Origin of the sequence: Streptomyces sp. P9-A2, from assembly GCF_036634175.1 — a bacterium.
Lineage (GTDB): Bacteria > Actinomycetota > Actinomycetes > Streptomycetales > Streptomycetaceae > Streptomyces > Streptomyces pratens.
Genome location: NZ_JAZIFX010000001.1, coordinates 986,006 through 1,006,926, shown reverse-complemented (window position 1 = coordinate 1,006,926; position 20,921 = coordinate 986,006). Strand labels below are relative to the sequence as shown.

14 protein-coding genes and 1 pseudogene are annotated in these 20,921 nt (G+C 70.5%); 8 read left to right on the top strand and 7 right to left on the bottom strand.

The genetic code is table 11. The features are described from left to right. Positions 1-6: 6 nt before the first annotated feature. The 3 genes from V4Y04_RS04500 to V4Y04_RS04490 all read left to right on the top strand — a co-directional run bounded on the left by V4Y04_RS04500 (position 7) and on the right by V4Y04_RS04490 (position 3,967). Positions 7-1,347, top strand: coding sequence for an NAD(P)/FAD-dependent oxidoreductase (locus tag V4Y04_RS04500; RefSeq protein WP_332426003.1), 1,341 nt, complete (start codon positions 7-9; stop codon positions 1,345-1,347). Between the two features lie 92 nt (positions 1,348-1,439). After that, a complete protein-coding gene (locus V4Y04_RS04495; RefSeq protein ID WP_332426002.1) occupies positions 1,440-2,927 on the top strand; it encodes a cytochrome ubiquinol oxidase subunit I in 1,488 nt (495 codons plus the stop codon). Then, complete coding sequence (locus V4Y04_RS04490) at positions 2,927-3,967, top strand: cytochrome d ubiquinol oxidase subunit II (RefSeq protein WP_332426001.1); 1,041 nt, start codon at positions 2,927-2,929, stop codon at positions 3,965-3,967. The genes V4Y04_RS04495 and V4Y04_RS04490 overlap by 1 nt, the downstream gene beginning before the upstream one ends. 42 nt (positions 3,968-4,009) lie before the next feature. On the opposite strand, the gene V4Y04_RS04485 is transcribed toward V4Y04_RS04490, so the two are convergent. The 4 genes from V4Y04_RS04485 to V4Y04_RS04470 all read right to left on the bottom strand — a co-directional run bounded on the left by V4Y04_RS04485 (position 4,010) and on the right by V4Y04_RS04470 (position 9,039). Next, the gene (locus tag V4Y04_RS04485; protein ID WP_332426000.1) at positions 4,010-5,590 is read right to left on the bottom strand and encodes a GMC family oxidoreductase; all 1,581 of its coding nucleotides are present in this window, start codon (positions 5,588-5,590) and stop codon (positions 4,010-4,012) included. 168 nt (positions 5,591-5,758) lie between these two features. Further along, the gene (locus tag V4Y04_RS04480) at positions 5,759-6,274 is read right to left on the bottom strand and encodes a gluconokinase (protein WP_332425999.1); all 516 of its coding nucleotides are present in this window, start codon (positions 6,272-6,274) and stop codon (positions 5,759-5,761) included. Next, positions 6,271-7,215, bottom strand: coding sequence for a cyclase family protein (locus V4Y04_RS04475; protein ID WP_332425998.1), 945 nt, complete (start codon positions 7,213-7,215; stop codon positions 6,271-6,273). Before V4Y04_RS04475 ends, V4Y04_RS04480 begins: the two co-directional genes overlap by 4 nt. A gap of 3 nt (positions 7,216-7,218) precedes the next feature. Next, positions 7,219-9,039, bottom strand: coding sequence for a glycoside hydrolase family 15 protein (locus V4Y04_RS04470; protein ID WP_332425997.1), 1,821 nt, complete (start codon positions 9,037-9,039; stop codon positions 7,219-7,221). Positions 9,040-9,279: 240 nt separating this feature from the next. On the opposite strand from V4Y04_RS04470, the gene V4Y04_RS04465 reads away from it, so the two are divergent. The 5 genes from V4Y04_RS04465 to V4Y04_RS04445 all read left to right on the top strand — a co-directional run bounded on the left by V4Y04_RS04465 (position 9,280) and on the right by V4Y04_RS04445 (position 16,558). Further along, positions 9,280-10,233: a DUF389 domain-containing protein gene (locus V4Y04_RS04465; RefSeq protein WP_332425996.1), complete on the top strand. Its 954-nt coding sequence runs from the start codon at positions 9,280-9,282 to the stop codon at positions 10,231-10,233. A gap of 226 nt (positions 10,234-10,459) precedes the next feature. Continuing rightward, positions 10,460-11,380 carry an aldose 1-epimerase family protein gene (locus V4Y04_RS04460; protein ID WP_332425995.1) on the top strand — a complete coding sequence of 307 codons (921 nt, stop codon included), beginning with the start codon at positions 10,460-10,462 and terminating at the stop codon, positions 11,378-11,380. Positions 11,381-11,501: 121 nt separating this feature from the next. Next, complete coding sequence (locus V4Y04_RS04455) at positions 11,502-13,280, top strand: cation:proton antiporter (RefSeq protein WP_332425994.1); 1,779 nt, start codon at positions 11,502-11,504, stop codon at positions 13,278-13,280. A gap of 933 nt (positions 13,281-14,213) precedes the next feature. Further along, entirely contained in the window at positions 14,214-15,587 is a 1,374-nt protein-coding gene (locus V4Y04_RS04450; RefSeq protein ID WP_332425993.1) for a chloride channel protein, read from the top strand. Between the two features lie 536 nt (positions 15,588-16,123). Further along, positions 16,124-16,558 carry a DUF7144 family membrane protein gene (locus V4Y04_RS04445; protein ID WP_332425992.1) on the top strand — a complete coding sequence of 145 codons (435 nt, stop codon included), beginning with the start codon at positions 16,124-16,126 and terminating at the stop codon, positions 16,556-16,558. 392 nt (positions 16,559-16,950) lie between these two features. Here the strand turns inward: V4Y04_RS04445 and V4Y04_RS04440 are convergent. The 3 genes and pseudogenes from V4Y04_RS04440 to V4Y04_RS04430 form a co-directional block, all read right to left on the bottom strand. Then, positions 16,951-17,151: pseudogene (locus V4Y04_RS04440) on the bottom strand (GNAT family N-acetyltransferase); the annotation flags it as partial. Between the two features lie 185 nt (positions 17,152-17,336). Then, positions 17,337-19,904, bottom strand: a complete 2,568-nt coding sequence (locus V4Y04_RS04435; protein ID WP_332425991.1) for an ABC transporter permease — start codon at positions 19,902-19,904, stop codon at positions 17,337-17,339. A 4-nt stretch (positions 19,905-19,908) separates the two neighbouring features. Continuing rightward, entirely contained in the window at positions 19,909-20,781 is an 873-nt protein-coding gene (locus tag V4Y04_RS04430; RefSeq protein WP_332425990.1) for an ABC transporter ATP-binding protein, read from the bottom strand. Between the last annotated feature and the right edge of the window lie 140 nt (positions 20,782-20,921).

The following is a 20,921-nucleotide window of genomic DNA, read 5'->3' as shown; positions in this document are numbered from 1 at the left end:
TCCCCGATGCAGGACCACGTCACGCCCCGCCGGGTGGTGATCCTCGGCGGGGGGTTCGCCGGGCTGTTCGCCGCTCGCGCCCTGCGGCGGTCACCGGTCGCGGTGACTGTGGTCGACCGCCGCGCCCACCACCTTTTCCAACCGTTGCTCTACCAGTGCGCCTCCGGCATCCTGTCCGAGGGGCAGATCGCGCAACCGCTCCGCGGGGTCCTGCGTCGTCACCACAACGTGAGCTGCCTGCTCGCCGAGGCCACCGACGTGGATGTCAAAGCCCGGCTGGTCCACGCCCGGCGGCCCGACGGCGGAGCTGTCGAGTTGCCCTACGACGATCTGATCGTCGCGGTCGGCATGCGCCAGTCCTACTTCGGGCACGACGAGTTCGCCGCGCACGCGCCCGGCATGAAGACGCTGGACGACGCGCTGGACATCCGCCGACGGATCTACCGGGCGTTCGAGATGGCCGAAACGGCGGCAGACGACCGGGAACGGCGGCAGTGGCTCACCTTCGCGCTCGTCGGCGGCGGGCCGACCGGTGTCGAACTCGCCGGACAGATCCGGGAGATCGCCGGCCACACGCTCGACCGGGAGTTCCAGACGATCGACTCCGCCCAGGCCCGGGTGCTGCTCTTCGAGGGATCCGACGAGGTGCTGGGGGCATTCGGCCACCCACTGGCCCACCGTGCGGCCCGGACCCTGCGGAACCTCGGCGTGGAGCTTCACCTGGGCACGATGGTCACCGACATCGATGAGCACGGCCTGACGGTACGTCACCATGACGGCAGGACGACCCGGTTCGACGCACGCACCGTGTTGTGGACGGCCGGGGTCGAGGCGCCACCCGTCGCCGCCGCGCTGGCGCGGGCAACCGGCGCCGACCAGGACCGGGCCGGACGCATCCTGGTCGAACCCGACCTCACCGTCCCCGGCCATCCGGAGATCCGCGTCACGGGCGACGTGATGAGCCTGAACCGGCTGCCGGGCCTGGCCGAGGTGGCCATGCAGTCCGGTGCGTACGCGGGCCGGATGGTTCGCCACGCCGTGGAAGGCAGGACGAAGAAACCGAAGCCCTTCAAGTACGTGGATCTCGGCAGCGCCGCCTACATCGCCCGCGGCCGGGCCGTCGTCAAGGCCGGCCCGCTCCATCTTTCGGGTTTCACCGGCTGGCTCGCCTGGCTCTTCATCCACCTGGCCTTCCTCACCGGATTCCGCAGCAGGCTGGGAGCGGTGCTCAGCTGGTCCGTCGCCTTCGCCAGCAGCTCGCGCCGTGAACGCGCCTTCACCATGCCCGACACCGACGCGTCGGCCACCCGGGCGCCCGGGCCGAAGGCGCCTCCGCCGCCTCCCTGACGACGGCCCCGGCCGGCCCTCTACGGGCGCCCCTCCGAATCCTGTCCCTCCTCAGCCCCGCCACCCCCGCAGGGCAGACCATCGAGGTGCACATGCTCAGCACAGCTGCCCTTCTGGCGAACAGCACCCCGGCCCAGCTCTTGCCGGCTCGCGAGCTGATGGCCTTCACCCTGGCCTCGCACATCCTGCTGGTCCCGTTCGGTGTGGCACTGCCGTTCATCACGTTGCTCATGCACCACCGGGGGCTGCGCCGCAACGATCCCGTCGCCCTCACGCTCGCCCGGCGCTGGTCGGCGGTGATGGCCGTCCAGTTCGCCGTCGGCGTCGTCACCGGCACCGTGCTGTCCTTCGAACTCGGCCTGCTGTGGCCCGGCATGATGGGCCGCTGGGGCGACGTCTTCGGCCTCGGGTTCGGCATCGAGGCCTGGGCGTTCTTCCTCGAGGCCGTCCTGATCGCGATCTACCTCTACGGCTGGCGCCGGCTCAAGCCGTGGACACACTTCTGGCTGGCCGTACCGCTGCCGCTGACGGCTTTGATGGGGGCGTTCGGCATCATCGCGGCCAACTCCTGGATGAACACCCCGCAGGGGTTCGAACTGGACGCCCAGGGCAATCCCGTCAACGTCAATGTGCGACAGGCGATCTTCACACCGATCTTCGGCCCGGAGTACTGGCACTTCGTGGTCGCGATGTTCCTGACCGCCGGCTACCTGGTCGCCGGCGTGTACGCGGTCGGCTGGCTGCGCGGGCGCCGCGACCGCTACCACCGACTCGGCTTCACGCTGCCGTTCACCGTGGCCGCGATCCTCACACCGGTCCAGTTCATGCTCGGCGACTCCGCCGCTCGCGCCGTCTTCCACAAGCAGCCGATCAAGTTCGCCGCCATGGAGCTCGTCTGGGAGACCGACACCCACGTACCGGAGTACATGTTCGGACGACTGCACCCCGACGGGACGATCTCCGGCGGACTCAAGATCCCCCAACTGGACTCGATCCTCGCCGGATTCAGGCCCGACACCAAGGTGACGGGCCTGTCGTCGGTCGCCGCGAGCGACCGCCCGACGGCGACTCAGGCCACCATCGCCCACTGGGCCTTCGACATCATGGTCACCATCGGCAGCCTGCTGATCCTGCTCGCGCTCTGGTACGCCTGGTCCTGGTGGCGCCATCGGGACAACCCCCGCAGCCGCTGGTTCTACCGCTGCGCCGCGCTCGCGGGGGCCGCCTGCCTGGTCACCGTCGAGTGCGGCTGGATCACCACCGAGGTCGGCCGCCAGCCCTGGATCGTCTACAACCACATGAGGGTCTCGGAGGCAGTGACCGACACCCGCGCCGAATCGCTGTGGGCGATGCTCGCCATCGTCATCGTCGTGTACGTGGCCGTCTTCGGCGCGTTCCTCGCGGTCGTCCTGAAGATGCGAACTCGCTGGCGCATCGCCGACGAGGGCCATGCCGCCGCGCACGGCGGCATGGCCCCGGAGACCGACACCCCCTACGGGCCCAGAGGCGAGCCGGAGCCCACGGCCACCGGGGCCGCGCCAGGTGGCGGGTCCGACCGCACCCCCGGCGGTGCACTCTGATGGCCGATCTCATTGCTTGGGTGATGGTGCTCGCGATCGCCGCCTACGCCTGCGCCGGGGGCACCGACTACGGCGCCGGCTTCTGGGACCTGATGGCCGGCGGGGCGGAGCGCGGCGAGCGACCCCGTCGGCTGATCGACCACGCCATGGCACCGGTCTGGGAGGCCAACAACGTCTGGCTGATCTTCGTCCTGATCGTCATGTGGACAGGCTTCCCGACGATGTTCCAGGCCGTTTTTGCGGCCATGTGGCTGCCACTCGCCCTCGCCGCCGTCGGGCTGGTGCTCCGCGGCGCCGGATTCGCCCTGCGCAAGCCGACCCGCCGACTGGCCCAACGACGGATCTACGGCGCGGCGTTCGCCATCCCCTCACTGCTCACGCCGTTCTTCTTCGGAGCGGTGCTCGGCGGCATCGCCTCCGGTCGGGTCGCGGTGGGCACGACCGCCTCAGCGGACGCCTGGGCCAATCCGACCTCCGTCCTCACGGGGCTGCTGGCCATCGCCGCCACCGCGTTCCTCGGGGCGGTGTTCCTCTGCTCCGACGCCCGACGCTTCGGCGCGGACGACCTCGTCGACTACTTTCGTGTGCGGGCTCTGTTCGCCTTCGCCGCCGTCGTCGTCCTCGCGCTCGTCGCCCTGCCCGTCACCCACGACGACGCCCGGTACGTCTGGGAGGGCCTCACCGGCGGCTGGGGCCTGCTGCTGGTCGTCCTGGCCGCGGTCTGCGGTCTGGCCACGGTGCTGCTCATGCTGCGCCGCTCCCACGGCTGGTCCCGCTACACCTCGGTGGCGAGCGTCGCCCTGACCGTCGGCGCCTGGGGCTTCGCGCAACGGCCCTACCTGCTGCCCACCTCGCTGACCGTGACCGAGGCGGCCGGCGCCGCGCACACCCTGCGCTGGCTGGTGATCGTCACGGTCATCGCGATCGTGCTGGTCGGCCCGGCGCTGGTGCTGCTCTACCGGCTCGACACCATGGGGGAGCTGGAGGAGCTCACCGACGCCGACACCCGGGCCGCCAGAGCACCCGGGGACAACCCGTAGCGGCGCTCCGCCGGGTCGTGCGGCGGACGTGCGACGCTCTCGTCAGCGCAGCCGGGCGGCGATGCGATCGCCCACCCGCAGGGCGTTGGCGATGGCGGTCAGTGACGGGTTCACCGCGCCGATGCTGGGGAAGAAGCTGGTGTCCACGACGTACAGGTTGTCGAGGTCGTGGGCCTTGCAGTCGACGTCGAGGGCCGAACTCCTCGGGTCCTCGCCGAACCGTACGGTGCCGGCCTGGTGCGCGGTGGCTCCGATCGGCATGCCCTTGTGCAGGTAGATGCTGTGATCCAGCAGGTGGTGCTCGTGCATGCCCAGGTGCCCGAGCATGCTCCGCAGCTTGTGCTGGAGGCGCTTCAGCCCGGCGATGTTGTTCTTCTCGTCGAGAGCCAGGTGGATGCGGTCGTCCTTGTCGAGGGTGACCCGGCTCTCGGGCAGCGGGAGGTCCTCCCCGCACAGCCAGAAGTCGACGGCATGGTGCGCCAGTACCTCGAAGGGCATGTCGGGCATGACGGCACCGGCCCAGCGCGGCGCCTCGCCGTGGATCTGGTCGGCGTCCGACTTGCCGAGCATCTGGATGCCGCCGAGCGGATACTCCCAGTCGTCCGCGCCCAGGTACCAGTCGTTCAGCGCCAGGGTCTTCTGGAACCTGGTGGGGTTCGGTTCCTTCGACACCGCCATCAGCGCCAGGTTGTTGTGCCGCATGTAGTGGCGCCCCACCACGTCCGAGCTGTTGGCCAGGCCGCCGGGATGCTTGTCGTTGGCCGAACGCAGCAGCAGGACCGCGGAGTTGACCGCGCCGGCCGCGACCACCACGATGTCGGCGCCGAATTCCTCCGTCGTTCCGTCGCCGAGCTCGGCGACGACCTTGGTGACCGTGTGTCCGGTCGGGTCGGTCTCCAGGCGGCGCACGTTGGCGTTGGTCACCATCGTGACGTTGTCGTACTTCAGTGCCGGGTCGACGCAGATCACCTGCGCGTCGGACTTGGCGCCCATCAGGCAGGGGAAGCCGTCGACGCGGTCGCAGCGGATGCAGACGCTGTCATGGGTGGCCCCGCCGTTCTCGCCCTGGGTGAGGTTCACGCCGATGGGCAGGTGGAAAGGGTGCAGTCCCCTTCTCTCCAGGTCGTCGCTGAGCTGCTGGATGCGCGACTCGTGCTCCACCGGGGGGTGTGGATACTGGCCGCTCGCCGGACCCTCGGTGGGGTCCTCGCCATGCCGGCCGTGCACCAGGTACAGCTGCTCGGCCTGCGTGTAGTACGGCTCCAGATCCTCGTAGCGGATCGGCCAGGCCGGTGAGATGCCGTCGTGGTGGCGCAGCTCGCCGAAGTCCTCGGGCCGGAGCCGGAAGAGCGCGGCGCCGTAGAACTTGGTGTTGCCCCCGACGTAGTAGTTCACCTCCGGGGGGAACTCGTTGCCGTGCTTGTCGTACCAGAACTCCGGGGCACGGTACTTGCCCTTGACGAAGACGGCGGTGGAGTCCCAGTTGTCCCGCTCCCGCGGCAGGTAGCCGCCGCGTTCCAGGATCAGGACCCGCTTGCCGGTGGGGGCCAGCCGGTGGGCGAGCGTACCGCCGCCCGCTCCCGTACCGATGATGACGACGTCGTAGTGGTGATCATCAACCATGCGGAGATTCCGTTCTCGGAGTCGTGGGCTGTCCTGGCCGTCGCGCCCGCCCGGAGGGCCGCGGTGCTGCTCCGTGCCGGCCGTGCACCCGCACGACCGGAATATTGCGCCGATTTCGAAGCTATCGGGCGCCCTCAGGAGCAGCGACCCGACGGGAGCCGAACAGGTTCACCCGGTCGCCCGCACGGCGTTCGCCGCCTCGTCGACGATGGCCTGCGGGTCAGTGGCCGCGTCGACGGTCAGCCCGGGCTCGTCCGGTCGCAACGGTTCGAGGGCGGCGTACTGGGAGTCCACCAGCCGGGCCGGCATGAAATGGCCCACGCGTCCGGCGACCCGCCGGTCGGCGGTCGCCCGGTCGAGCGCCAGGTGCAGGAACCACACGCCTGTGCCAGCCCTGCGGAGCAGGTCCCGGTATACGTGCTTGAGGGCCGAGCACGCCACCACCCCGCCCCGGCCGGAGTCGGTCGCCTCCCGGATCCAGTCGGCGAGCGACATCAGCCACGGCCGGCGATCCTCGTCGTCGAGTGGGCGACCCGCAGCCATCTTGGCGCGGTTCGCGGCAGGGTGCAGGTCGTCCGCATCCAGGAAGGGCAGCGCGAGCCGCCGCGCGAGCAGCAGTCCCACGGTGGACTTGCCCGATCCCGAGACACCCATGACCACCACGACCGTGGGCACCCGGGTCACAGGACGGCGATCGGGTTGACCGGCGAGCCGGTGGCGTCCGGCAGCCTCAGCGGGGCGATCACGCACAGGAACGACCAGCGCCCCTCCGCCGCGCAGACCGGTGCCAGGTCCTCGAACTGCAGGTAGTCCAGCAGGTGAAGGCCCATGGCGTGGATCGCCAGCACATGCACGGGGAAGTCGACGCCCTCGGTGGAACTCGGGGCGGTGTCGTTGTTCCCGTCGCCGCCGAGCACGGCGACCCGCCGGTCCGCCAGGAACTCCAGCGCGGACGGATGGAGCCCCGCGCGCGCGTCCGCCGCGTGCCACGGTCCGAGCTCGGCACGGCGCCGGCGATGGCCGACCCGGACGAACAGGAGGTCGCCCTCTCCCACGCGGACGTGCTGGGCGGTCTCGGCCGCGCCGAGGTCGCCGGCGGTCACGTGATCACCCGGTTCGAGCCACGGCACGCCGCGCAGCCGCGGGATGTCCAGCAGCACGCCGCGTCCGACGATCCCGTCGCGCGCCGCCTCGATGGAGAGCGCCGTGGCGCCGCCCGCCGTGACGGTGCTCGCGGCCACGCCGCCGTGCAGCGTGCCGTCGTAGACCACGTGGCAGAGGGCGTCGATGTGGCTGTCGGCGTCACCGTGCACGTTCATCGCGAAGCTGTCCATCGCGAACCGCAGCCCGCCCGAGCCGCCGTCCTTCGGATGCCCCCTCATTCGGTGCCTCGCCGGCTCCGGATTGTCCGGACCGGGTGACGTCTCCACCGGCGAGGCCAGTGTCACCGTCCGGCCGGTCCGCACCTCGCGGGTGGCGGCCACCACCCGGGCGGGAGTGAGCGCGTCCAGAGCACCCCGGTCACCCTTGGCCCAGGCGGTGCGCGAGACCAGCCGCCGGTACAGCACACCGAACTCGTCCTCGGTAAGCCGTGGCGGTCCTGCCGGACGGGCACGGGTGACCATGGGTCAGCGCCCGTTCTCCGCGTCGAGCGCCTGGTCGAGGGTGGTGGCCGCCATGATGAGCGAAAGATGGGTGAACGCCTGGGGAAAGTTGCCCAGTTGCTCCCCGCTCGGACCGATTTCCTCGGCGAACAGCCCGACGTGGTTGGCGTAGGTCTGCATCTTCTCGAAGGTGTAGCGGGCCTGGGGCAGCCGCCCCGCCCGGGCCAGCGCGTCGACGTAGAGGAAGGTGCACAGGCTGAAGGTGCCCTCCGAGCCGCGCAGCCCGTCCGGCGATGCCGCCGGGTCGTAGCGGTAGACGAGGCTGTCGGAGACGAGCTTGCGATCCATCGCGTCAAGCGTGGAGAGCCACGCCGTGGCCCGGGGAGCGATGAACCCGACCCTGGGCATGAGCAGCAGCGAGGCGTCCAGGACGTCACCGTCGTAGTGCTGGACGAAGGCGCGCTCCTTCTCGCTCCAGCCGCGCTCCATGATCTGCTCGAAGACGGCGTCCCGCGCCGTGCGCCACCGCTCCACGTCGGCGGGCCGGCGGAAGGAATCGGCCAGACGCAGCCCGTGGTCGAAGGCGACCCACGACATCACCCGGCTGTAGGTGAAGTCCTGGCGGCCGCCGCGGGTCTCCCAGATGCCCTCGTCCGGCCGGTCCCAGGCATCGGCGAACCAGTCCAACGTCCTGGCGAGCGCCTGCCATCCCTCGAAGCTGGCCTGCTGCGCGATCTCGGCCCCCTGGGACACCGCGTAGAGGGCCTCGCCGTAGATGTCCAGCTGGAGCTGGTCGGCGGCGCCGTTGCCGATACGGACGGGCGAGGAGCCGCGATAGCCCTCGAAGTGATCGAGTGTCTGCTCCGGCAGGTCGGGATCACCGTCGATCCGGTACATCGTCTGGAGCGGCTCCTCCTTTTTGCCCTCGCGCTCCCGCAGCCTGTCCACCAGCCAGTGGACGAAGGCGGTGGCCTCCTCGACGAAGCCGAGGTCCAGCATGGCCCGCACCGACAGCGCGCTGTCGCGTACCCAGGTGAACCGGTAGTCCCAGTTGCGCTCTCCGCCGACCTGCTCGGGCAGGCCCATGGTGGCTGCCGCGACCAGGGCGCCGGTGGGGGCGTAGGTGAGGAGTTTGAGGGTGATGGCCGAGCGGTGCACCAGCTCGGGCCACCGCCCTCGGTAGCGGGACTGGCGCAGCCAGTGCCGCCAGAACCGGCCGACCTCCTCGAACTGCCCGTTGAGCCCGTCGATGGTGGGGGGTGCGGGCGCCTCGCCGCCGGACGCGCAGACGGTGAACACGACGCCGCCGGACTCCCCGGCGTTCAGCGTCACCTTTCCGCGCACGTCCTGACCGTCGCGCTCCAGCGGGAAGGTGGAGCGCAGGTGCCCGTCGGTCCCGGGGGCCCGGAACAGAGCGCCGTCCTCGCTCAGTTCGAGCTGGTGTTCGGCCCGGCCGTAGTCGAAGCGCGGCCGGCACTCGAGGGTGAAGTCGACGGTCCCCCGCACGGCACGCACCAAGCGGACCAGGGTGTGACGGTCGGTAGCGGTGCGGGTCTGGTCCGGAGGCATGAAGTCGACCACCTCGCCCACCCCGTCCGGTGACATGAACCGGGTCACCAGGATGGCCGTGTCGGGGTAGTAGAGCTGCTTGCACGTCAGGTCGGGGTGTTCGGGGGCCAGCCGCATGTACCCGCCGCCGTCGTGGTCGAGCAGGGCGGCGAAAATGCTGGGCGAGTCGAACCGGGGAGCTGCGAACCAGTCGACGACGCCCTGCGACGAGACGAGCGCGGCGGTCTGCAGGTCGCCCACCAGGCCGTGTTCGGCGATGGGAGGGTAGCGATCCATGGATGCTCCGAAGTCTCGGAAAGAACCCCCTACGTCCACTATCGGCCACTCGGGTGGTCTCTGCGCGTCGGAAGCGACCCAAGTGACCGGAGACGCTGGAGCCGAGCAGCGCACCCGGCTTGCCGACCCCCACCCACCGGGCGTTACTTGCTGGAGTCGGTCGGTCACAAGCAGGAGAGCTCCGGCGCTCGGGCACCGTAGCGCCCCGGTGGGTCCGTCGGTGAGCGATGGAGGTGGCGCATGGAGATGATCCACGTCCGGCTGGTGAGCCCCCCTGACCTCACCCCTCGGGCGGTCGGGCTGCTGACCGACGACCGCTATGTCTTCAACCTGGTCGTCCTTGCCGAACTGGCGCACAACCCCGACGGCGACGCGATCGAGTGCGACATCCTGGCGGGTGCGGCCAACGCCGTGCTGCGCGGTCTGCGCGAGCTGGAACTCGACCGCCGCGGATCCATCGTCATCGAACCGGTCGAGATGGCCTTCTCCGGTACAGCGGCCGAAGCCGAGCAGCAGCAGCTCGGGGCGCTCGCGCACGCGCCGGTCTGGGAGGAGGTCGAAGCGCGGATTCGCGCCGAGGGCACCTATCTGCCGAGCTTCTACATCTACCTGGTCATCGCAGGCGTCATCGGGGCAGTGGGAATCATCACCAACTCCCAGATCCTGATCGTCGCGGCGATGGTCGTAGGACCGGAGTACGGCGCCATCACCAGCGTCGCACTGGGCATCGACCGCGGCAACGGCACCAGGATCCGGCAGGGCCTGTCCGCCCTGACCGTGGGATTCCTGCTGGCCATCCTCGTGACCTTCCTGTTCTCGTGGGCGATCCGGGGCCTCGACCTCCAACCCAAGGCATTCGAGCTGGGCATCAGGCCGGTCTCCACACTGATCGACGCCCCCAACGCCTTCTCCGTCGTCGTCGCGGTGCTGGCCGGCATCGTCGGCATCATGTCCCTGACCCAGGCCAGGACGAGCGCGCTGCTCGGCGTCTTCATCTCGGTGACCACCATCCCGGCCGCCGCCGACATCGGCGTCTCCTGCGCGTTCGCCAGCTGGAGCGAGGCGCGCGGATCCCTGGTCCAACTCCTGCTCAACATCGTGCTGCTGATCCTGGTGGGCGCGCTGATGATCAGATTCCAACGGGCTGTCTGGCGGCGCATCGCCCGTCGTGACGGGCGCGCGGGCAGCGGGTGACGCCGCCGTCCCCGCCCAGGAGGCAGCACGAGCGCCCGTGCGTCGACCGCCGCCCGCTCCTGTGGCCTCAGCGGGCGAACCTGCCCGGCGATCGCGCCGACAGGAACGTGTCGTGCTTGACCGGGTCCATGAGGGGCCGCACGCTCCCGACGGGAGGGCCGGCACCACAGGCCACCACTACGCCGACGTCCGAGCACACCGGCCGGGCGGACCGAGGAGGTCACGCATGCAGGAGAGCCGCACCGGACGGCAACTGACCCTCCGCCACGGCACGCACAGTGCCGTCGTCGTCGAGCTCGGCGCGGCCCTTCGGTCATACGCGGTCGGTGAGCACACCGTGATCGACGGATTCGCCGAACAGGACCGGATCACCGGCGGGCGCGGCCAGATCCTGGTGCCGTGGCCCAACCGGATCCGCGACGGCCGCTACCCCTGGGACGGGCAGAATCTGCAGCTGCCGCTCACCGAGCCGACCGGCGGCAACGCCATCCACGGGCTGCTCCGGTGGGTCGCGTGGCAGGTCGTGGAGGCGAGCGACAGCCGCGCCGTCCTGGAGGTTTCGCTGTGGCCGCAGCCGGGCTACCCGTTCCACCTCCACGTCCGCGCCGAGTACGCCCTGGGCGAGAGCGGGCTCGACGTCGCCGTCACCGCGCACAATCTCGACGCGAGCGCCGCACCCTACGGCTTCGGTCAGCATCCCTACGTCACCGCGGGCACCGCCGTCGTCGACCAGGCCGTGCTGACCGTCCCCGCACGCACACGGTTGCGCACCGATGAGCGAGGCCTGCCGGTGGCCGCCGAGCCGGTCGCCGGGACCGAGTACGACCTGCGAACGCCACGAGCTGTCGGTGCGCTCCAGCTGGACACCCCCTTCGGCGACCTCGACCGGGACGCGGACGGTCGGGCCGTGGTGCGCCTGGCCCATCCGTCGGGTGCGTTCGGCACGGACGTGTGGCTCGGTGAAGGCGCCGACTACGTGCAGCTCTACACCGGCGACACCCTCCCGCCGGGGGAGCGCCGTCGTGCGGTCGCCATCGAGCCGATGACCTGCCCACCCGACGCCTTCCGCAGCGGCACCGGGCTCGTCAGCCTCGGCCCCGGAGAGCAGCACACCGTCCGCTGGGGGATCACGCCGTGGGGGGAGTGACGACGCCGTCACGGCGCCCGACATTCACGCGGCACTCGGCGGAGGTCTGACCCGGCCGGCCGCGCAGCCGGTCGGCAAGAGCACCCACTCGTCCCACCACCCCGCACCGAAAGGGCCGCACGTGACGACGGACCAGGTTCTCATCGGCGTGGGCCTGATCCTGGTCCTGGCCGTCGGATCGCAGCTCCTGGCCAGCCGCCTGCACATCCCCGCCCTCATCGTCCTGCTGCCGGTCGGCTTCGCCGCCGGCGCGCTGATCGACGACGTCGACCCCGAGCAGCTGCTGGGGGCGGCGTTCTCACCGCTGGTGTCGCTGGCCGTCGCCGTGATCCTGTACGACGCCGGACTCGGGCTGGACCTGGCGAGACTGAAGGGCCACACCCGCCGCGTCGTCGTCCGGCTGATCTGGATCGGTGTCCCGATCACCGGGCTGCTCGGCACGCTCCTCGCCGCGCCGCTGCTGGGGATGCCCTCACGGGCGGCCGTCATGATCGGCGCGATCCTCGTGGTCTCGGGGCCGACGGTCGTCGGACCGCTGCTCAGCTTCGTGCGACCGAAGGACCGCCTCCAGCACCTCCTGACCTGGGAAGGCTCCCTCATCGACCCGGTCGGCGGCGTCCTGGGAGCACTGGTCTTCCACGCGGTCGTGGCCAGCTCGCGCCACCACCTCGGCAGTGGGATGGAGCATTTCCTCGCCAGCATGGGCATCGGAGTGGCCGGAGGAGCGGTCGGGGCGGCTCTGCTGTGGGTGCTGTTCCGGGTGCTGCGGCCCGGCGAGGTCCTCGGCACCACGGCGCAGCTTGCCGCGGTGATCGGTGTGGCGGCGTTCTGCGATGTCCTGCGCGACGACACGGGACTCATCGCCGCCGTGGTGATGGGCCTGGCCGTCGCCAACCTCCCCAGCATGGACGTACCCGCGCGTCGGCCCTTCTTCGAGACCCTGGTCAGCCTGATCCTCGGCCTGCTCTTCATCTCGATCTCGGCCACCGTCACCCCGCACTCGCTGCGCCATGTGTGGCTGCCCGCGCTCGGGCTCGCCGCCTTTCTGGTACTGGTCGTCAGGCCGATGGTCGCGGTCGTGTCCACCCTCGGCACCGAACTGACACGCGGCGAGCGGGGCTTCATCGGCTGGATGGCGCCGCGCGGTATCGTCGCGGCCGCCACGGCTTCGACGTTCTCGGCGGACCTGGTGGCCAAGGGAATCGGCGGCGCTTCGAAGATCCTTCCGGCCACGTTCGTGGTCATCGTCGCGACCGTGACGCTCTACGGCCTGACCGCCTCTCCCGTCGCCCGGCGCCTGGGCGTGGTGCGCCCGTCCCGCTCGCGGCCCCTGCTGGTCGGCGGCGACCCCTGGGTGGTCGACCTGGGCGTGGCCCTGAAGTCAGCGGGGCTGGAGGTGCTGATGTGGGCAGGGGGCGAGCAACAGCGCGAACGTATCCGGCAGGCCGGGATCGAGCTTGCGCCCGGTGAGCTGCTGGGCGCCGCCGCGGGCGAGGCCGCCGAGCTGGAGGGCATCACGGCGGTGTACTTCCTCACCGCCGAGGACGACTTCAACGCACTGGCGGCGGTGCTTCTGCGAGGCAGCGTGGAGGGTACGGTCCACCGTCTCAACGCACCGGCCGACAGCCACGGCGTGGTGGCGCCGTTCATCGGTGGCGAGGTTCTGTTCGGCCCGGATCTGACCTGGCCGACGTTCTCCCGCAGGTACGAGGACGGGGCAGCCGTGCTGGGGCAGCCCGCCGCCGACGCCCTGCGGCCAGGCAGCGATCTGCTGTTCCTCGTGCGCCGGGACGGCCGCCTCGATCCGGTCACGGAAGGCAGTACACCACTGCCCCGGCCGGGGGACACGGCCGTCCTGCTGGTCCCGGGCGCGCGGGGTACCGAGAGCCCGCCGGCGTAGGCCGGCGTCGACTGTCGACCGTCCGAAGCTCCGCCCCAAGTACCGGGGGCCGAGCCTCTGCGCGTTGGAAGGTAAATCCGCTGCGGCCGGGTTCGAATCCCGTCCGCGAGCTGCCGGTTCTGGCCTTCCCTGCTTGTTCGCGCACTCAAGGCAGGCGTTGAGGAGACAAGGACAGGAACAGACGGGCAAAGATCAACTGATGCTTCCCCCCCCCGACAGCGACCTTCTCTTTGGCGTGCTGCCCTCGGTGACCGCCTCAAGCCGGTCACCGAGGGCAGCACGCCACTGCCTGAGCCGGGAGACCCCTGGTCCTCCTGACTCCCGCCGAGGGCGGGCGGTCGGCCATCGGAAGGAAGGGGGCTATGAGTGGTCCGACCTCACAAGGCGATACAACAAGACCGCCCGTGCCTTCACCTCGCCCGGCCCTACCGACAGGCGATCCTCGGCACGGATATGCCGTGATGCCGAATCGGGCACTGACCACCATGATCGGTCTTGAGGGTGAGCGTGTGGGCGGGAGCCGAGTCCGCGCTGTGTGCCCTGATCGTCCCCTGCAGTAGTCACCACCCCAGGGCGATCACGGATCAATGTTACGGCCGGGAGGGTAGTGATGTCACAGGAGAAAGCCACTGCCTCACGCCCAGCGGGGCGCGCCGCTCTCGAGGAGCGGGCGGCCTGGTGGCAGGGGTACTCGTCGCTGTGTTTCTCGGCCCCGCCATGCAGAGTACGAACCGTAGGAGGAGCGGCCCGGCCCCTTGCGGATTCCGGAGGAGTGGCCCGCCCACCGGATCCTGGAACTCGTGCCGCTCCCTTTCGACCCAGTGAGTCCTCATTCCGGTTTTACCGAGGCGCCGCGGCGATCATGGCCGGCTGCCCCAGCTCCGGAATCATGGCTCAATCCTGCTGTGACGCGCGCATGCCGGAGGTCTCGGCGTGACCTCTCCGAGCCGTCCGGGCGAGCCTGACGGAAAGCCCCTTGCAGCCGCCACGGACCCGCTCTCACTCGTCCGCAGCCGCGGTTACGCGGTTCTCCTCCTGATCGCGGCGGTTCTCGGCGTCCCGATCTCGGCGGCGGCTTTCGGCTTTCTCGCACTCGTCAACAAGCTCCAGTCGCTCACCTACACGGACCTGCCCAAGGCCCTGGGCTTCCATGACACGCCCAACTGGTGGCCGGTGCCGCTGCTGGCCGTGGCCGGGCTCCTCGTCGGTCCGATCGTCCGATACCTCCCCGGCAACGGTGGACACGAGCCGGCCCACGGGTTCGTGGCCTCGGGCCCGACCCCGACAGTCAATCTGCCTGGCGTGGCGCTCGCCGCGCTGGCCTCACTCGGCCTCGGGGCTGTCATCGGGCCGGAGGCCCCGCTCATCGCCCTGGGCAGCGGCCTCGCCGTGGCCGTGCTGCGACTGACGCGAAAGTCGTTCCCGAAGCAGGCGACCACCGTCGTGGGAGCCTCCGGGAGCTTCGCCGCGATCAGCACCCTGCTCGGCTCACCGCTGCTCGGAGCGTTCCTGCTCATGGAAATGTCCGGCTTGGGTGGAGCGATGCTCGGCGTTGTCCTGGTGCCCGGATTGCTCGCCTCCGGCATCGGTGCGCTCATCTTCACTGGCTTGGGCTCGTGGACCGGCCTGGGCACCTACTCGCTGACCCTGCCGAACGTCCCCCATGCCGCCGCGCCGGACGCCGCCGGGTTCGGCTGGGCGCTCCTGATCGGGGTAGCGGCGGCTCTGCTCGGCGTCGGGATTCGGTGGCTCTCCCTCTGCCTGCTGAAACTGGTCGAACCGCGACGGCTGACGGCCACCGTGCTCGCGGGCGTCGTCGTCGGTGTGATCGCCCTGCTCTACGCGGAGTGGACCGGCCACCCGGCATCGGAAGTCCTGTACTCGGGACAGAGCGGCCTCGGTCCCCTTCTCACTGCGAACGCGCAGTATTCGGCAGGCGCCCTTGTGGTGCTCGTCGCCTGCAAGGCAGTGGCGTACTGCGTGTCCATGGCAGCTTTCCGAGGTGGCCCGGTGTTCCCCGCCATGTTCGTGGGCGCAGCCGGAGGCATCGCACTCTCCCACCTGCCCGGGCTCGGCGTGACCGCTGGGCTCGCGATGGGCGTGGGCGCGATGTCGGCGGCGATGCTCAAGCTCCCCATGACCTCCTTGTTGCTGGCCACACTGCTTCTGGGCCCAGAAGGGCTTACCGTCATGCCGCTGGTGATCGTGGCGGTCGTGGGCTCCTACGTCCTCACGCTCAGGTTGACCCCGCCGCCGACCGCCGCACCCGCCACCGAGGAGGACGCAGCCAGGCCGCCGAGCGGCTGAGCTGCCAGGGGGTGCGGTCCGCAGCTCGTAACCTCCCGCTGGAGGCCAACGCCCGCCATCGCAAGATCAGCTGATCAGAGCCACAATCGGCGCTCCATTGCAGGTCAGGAGCGGCCCCTGGATCCGCCCCAATATGCCGCCCGGCTCGCCGTACCCGCACGCCCGTCTCAGCGAGCAGGTTGCCCAGGCAGCGTGGCCCCCCGTTAACTTCTTCGCGGTCCTGCAAGAGGGCCGCTGGCCTCCGGGCCCGGCATGACTGTGTCCCCCTGTCGAAGGCATGACCTGGGGGGTGGTGTCACCGGGCCCGGGAGGTGCCGTCGGAGACGCTGATGAGAGGCCCGGCCACCACCCGGTCCGGCGCAATGCCGGACAGCTCGCGGGCGGCAGGCCATATACGGGCGCCTCTCGGAGCCGCGGACAGGGCCATCGGCCCGCGTTACCCACGAGCCGGTCGCCCGAGAGCACAGGCGGCCGCGCAACACCCACGGGCCCCTACCGATTGCGGGCCTGCGGTGGTGCTGCATCTCATGGATCCCATGCAGCAACAAACCTCTCCACCAGACGGTGCCGTGCCTCCGATGGAGCGATCGCGCTGGGTGGCCTTCGCCGGAATCCTGCTATTGGTCAGCGCCCTCTTCAACCTGCTCAACGGATTTGTGGCGATCTTCAATCATGGCTACTACTCGACCGTTTATTCCGAGGGCAACCGGCTGCTCATCTTCAACTACACGGCTTGGGGCTGGATCTGGGTCGCCATCGGCATCGTGATGGCCCTGGCGGGTCTCGGTGTGCTCGTGGGTTCCAGAGCGGCGCGGCTGACGGGCATCTGTCTGGCAGCGCTCTGTCTCGTCGGTCAGATGATCTTCCTTCCGGTCTACCCATTCTGGTCTCTGTTCACGATGGCGGTGTCCGTGCTGGTCATCTACGGTCTGCTGGCCGAACCGCGGCACGTGCACGGCGCGCGCGTGTAGCGCAGCACAGGCCCGGAGGACATTGCCGCATCGGGGGCACGGCTCGCGGCGGTTGTCGCGCCTGTGGTGGCACCCCTACTGGGACACTGCCCGCTCGGTGTCGGCGGCGCGCACCGAGCTGTGGCAGCCGGCCCGTGCCCGGGGAGCAGCGCGGGCGGCATGAAGGCCCACTCGGCTTGTCATTTATCCAGTTCGGCGCGGCTTCGTGCCGACCTTGTGGTGGGCGGGACGGCTGAACGCCTCGCCGGCGGCAAGGACTCTGCCCACGTTGGGACAGACGCTGCTCCGCAGCAGTGATCTCCGCTCGTGAACAGCCTCCGCTCGAAGTACAGCAACCGCACCTTCCGCTCCGGTCCGCCCCGTCGTAGAGCAGTTGGAAGGTGCCGCCTTCACCCGTCGAAGCCGGCGATCACGGTGCCGACCGGCTCCGTGTCCTGCTCGGCGAGGATCAGCGCCCCGGGATCGCGGGCGACCAGCCGCTCCACTACCTCCCGGTCGTCGCTGATGCTCGTGCCCTCTGCGGCAACCTTCCAGAAGGCCAGCACGGTGTCGAGATCCTCGGGCGTCGCGGCCCGTATACGCAGCTCGGTCATGCGCAGATCCCAGCACGGGGCCCGGCCCGCGACACGGAATTCCACGAGCCGGACGCGTCGCACGTCCGCACCCTGCCCGGCTTGCCCGTCCTGTTCGTTTTGTCCGTCCTGCCCGGACGGCACGCCACCCGTTCGGGCGTGTACGCCGCAAGAGTGGCCACACCCAGGGAGCCCGCCCGCGCGTGTCACTCGTGCGCGATCGCCTCAAGGACGTTCATCCGCGACGCGCGCAGGGCCGGCAGGAGTGCCGCCACGATGCCGATCACCGCCGCACCGATGACGACCGCCACGACGGTGCCCCAGGGGATCGCGAGCGCGGTCATGCCCTGCAGTGCCAGCACCTGGTGTATGCAGATGCCCCACACCAGCCCCAGCACGAGGCCCAGCACCGCGCCGAAGACCGCGATCACCACGGCCTCCAGCCGGATCATCCGCCGCAGCTGCCGCCGGCTCAGCCCGATGGCACGCAGCAGCCCGATCTCCCGGGTGCGCTCCACCACCGACAGCGTCAGGGTGTTGACCACGCCGAGCACCGCGATGATGATCGCCAGCCCCAGGAGGGCGTAGACGAGGTACAGCAGGACCGCGATCTGATCATGCACGAGGTCCTTGTAGTCGGCCTGGTCACGTACCTGGACCTGCGGATACGGGTCGAGCGCCGTCTCCAGCCGGTCACGGAGCTCATCCGCGTTCGTGCCGTCGGCGGCGTTCACGTACAGCGCGGAGTCCTGCCCACCGGGCACGTACTTCTCGACCGCCGCGATACCGAGGAACAGTCCGCCCTGGACGCCGAAGCCCTCGCCGTTTTCCATGTCGGTGAGGGCGCCCACGGTCAGCTCGGTGCGCCGCCCGCCCGGGAACTCGACCGGGATGACATCGCCCGTCCGGACACCGTGGCCCGCGGCGAATCCGGCGTCCATGGCGATGCCGCCGTCGGCCAGCGCCGCCGCCGTGCCGCCGCTCGCGTAGGTGAGCCGGGCGACGTCGTCGACCCGGTGGTCGTACCCGGCGGCGGTCGTCTCGATCCGCTCCCCGTCCGGCAGCCGCACGGCCACCGGAGCGAACCGCTGCCGTACGAGGACGCCCACGCCCTCCGTGTCCCGCACCCGGTCGGTGACCTCCTGGGAGAACGGCTGGAAGTTGGCGTTCTGGATGACGAAATCGGCGCCCAGCGTCCTGTCGATCTGCTCGTCGAAGGAGCGGGACATGGAGGCGCCGGCCACCGACATGCCGCCGACCAGGGCGAGTCCCACCATCAGCGCGGCGGCGGTGGCACCGGTACGGCGGGGATTGCGCAGGGCGTTGCGCCGGCTCATCGTCCCTACCGGCCCGAACAGGGCGGGGAAGGCCCCGCCCAGCACCCGGATCACCGGCCGCACCAACAACGGGCCGGCGACGACGGTCGCGATCAGGGTCAGGACGACGCCCAGTCCCAGCAGGGACGCCGCCGGCCCCGTCCCGGTCGAGATGGCGCAGCCCGCCAGGGCAGCGGCGCCGAGCGCCCCGACGACGGACCCCACCACCGCGCGGGTCCGCAACGGCCGGCCCGTCCCGGCGATCTCGGCGTCGGCGAGGGCAGCCATCGGGGACACCTCCGCCGCGCGGCGGGCCGGAAGGTACGCCGCCACGAAGGTGACCCCGACCCCGACCACATACGCCGTGACGGGCGTGACCCACCCGATGACCATTTCCGTGGTGTTCAGGTTCATGCCGAAGACGCTCATCAGCCGGATCAGCCCGTAGGCGAGCCCGATACCGGCCGCCATGCCCGATGTCGAGCCGAACAGGCCGAGCAGCACCGCCTCGGTGAGCACCGAGCGGCGCACCTGCCGCCGGTCGGCGCCGAGCGCCCGCAGCAGCCCGAGTTCGCGGGTGCGCTGCGCGATCAGCATCGAGAAGGTGTTGACGATCAGGAAGATGCCGACGAGCACGGCGATCCCGGCGAAGCCGAGCATCACGTACTTGATCACGACGAGGAATTCGCCCAGCTCGTCGGTGGCCGTCGCTGCCTGTTCGTCGGCCGTCTCCACCCGGTAGGTGCCGGCGCCGAGCGCCTCGGTGACACGGCGGTCGAGCTCCTCGGGGGTCACGCCCGGCCCCGCTTCGACGGCGATGCTCGTGGCCCGGTCCGCCGATCCCAGCAGCTCGACGCCGGCGACCTGGGGATCGAGGAAGACGAGGGCCGCGCCCGGGTTGGGGGTGGTGAAGGAGGCGATCCCGACGATCTCGACGTGGAAGGTGCCCGGCTGCGCCTGCACCGACAGGGTGTCGCCGATCTTCACGGCCTCGGCGTCGGCGGTGTCCGCGTCCAGCACGGCCTCCCCGGCACCGCGCGGGACACGGCCGGAGGCCAGCTCTACGCCACTGCGTTCGTCGGCGGACCAGCCCACCGCGCGCGTCGGTGTGCCGGTCGTCGGCCCCACCGGCCGGTTGTCGCTGTCGACGACCGTGATGTTCCCGGCCCTGACCTCCGGTCGGGCGGAGCCGACCCCCTCGACTGCGGCCAGCCGCTCGGCGAGTGAGGCGGGCACGGTCCGGACCTGGCCGGTGGGCACGGCCGCCTCCAGTTCCTTCGGGGGCGACACGGTCACGTCGGCGGAGGTGGAGGCGAAGAGCCGGTCGAAGGTGCGTGCGACGGTGTCGGAGAAGATCAGGCTGCCCGCGACGAACGCCACGGACAGGACGACAGCCAGCGCGGACAGCAGCAGTCGTCCCTTGTGGGCGAGGAAGCTCCTGAGCGTCGCCCTCAGCATGATCTCAGTCCTTGCCGGGGGCCGGCCCGCCGGCCGGTACGGCACCGTCGGGGGTGGGGCCGGAAGCACGGCCGGGCGCCGGGCCGCCGGCGGCGGGCTGGGCGCGGATCCCGTCGAATCGTTTCATCCGGTCGAGTACCGCCTGTGCCGTGGGCTGCTCCATCTCGTCGACGATCCGCCCGTCGGCCAGGAACAGCACCAGATCGGAGTGGGTGGCGGCGCCGGGGTCGTGGGTGACCATCACCACGGTCTGGTGCAGTCGGTCCACGGCCTCGCGCAGAAAACCGAGCACCTCCAGCCCCGCGCGCGAGTCGAGATTGCCGGTCGGCTCGTCCGCGAAGATCAGCTCGGGCCGGGAGGCCAGCGCCCGCGCACACGCCACGCGCTGCTGCTGGCCGCCGGACAGCTGCGCCGGCCGGTGCCCGAGCCGGTCCCGCAGCCCCAGTGTGTCGATGACCTGGTCCAGCCACTTCTCGTCGGGCTTCCGGCCCGCGATGTCCATGGGAAGCGTGATGTTCTCCAGCGCGTTCAGCGTCGGGATGAGATTGAACGACTGGAACATGAAACCGATCCGGTCCCGTCGCAGACGCGTCAGCTCGCGGTCCTTCAGCCCCGTGATCTCGGTGTCACCGAGCCACACCTGTCCGGCCGAAACGGTGTCGAGCCCGGCCAGACAGTGCATCAGCGTCGACTTTCCCGATCCCGACGGCCCCATCACCGCCGTGAACCGGCCGCGGACGATGTCCACGTCCACCGCGTCCAGGGCGAGCACGGTCGTCTCACCGGATCCGTACGCCTTCGTCAGCCCGCGGGCGCGGGCCGCGATCGAGTCGGCCGACGCGAGGCCGGGGGCGTGCTCCGTAGCGGGTGTGGACAAGACCGCCTCCTCCGTGTGGCCATCGGGCCGTGCAGATCGAGCCTGTCGAGCCCGAGGGTAGTGCGAGGGCTCCCACGCCGGACATCCCCCGTATGGGCACCATCACGCGGGTCCGGTGTAAGGGGCACCTTGTCCGTCTC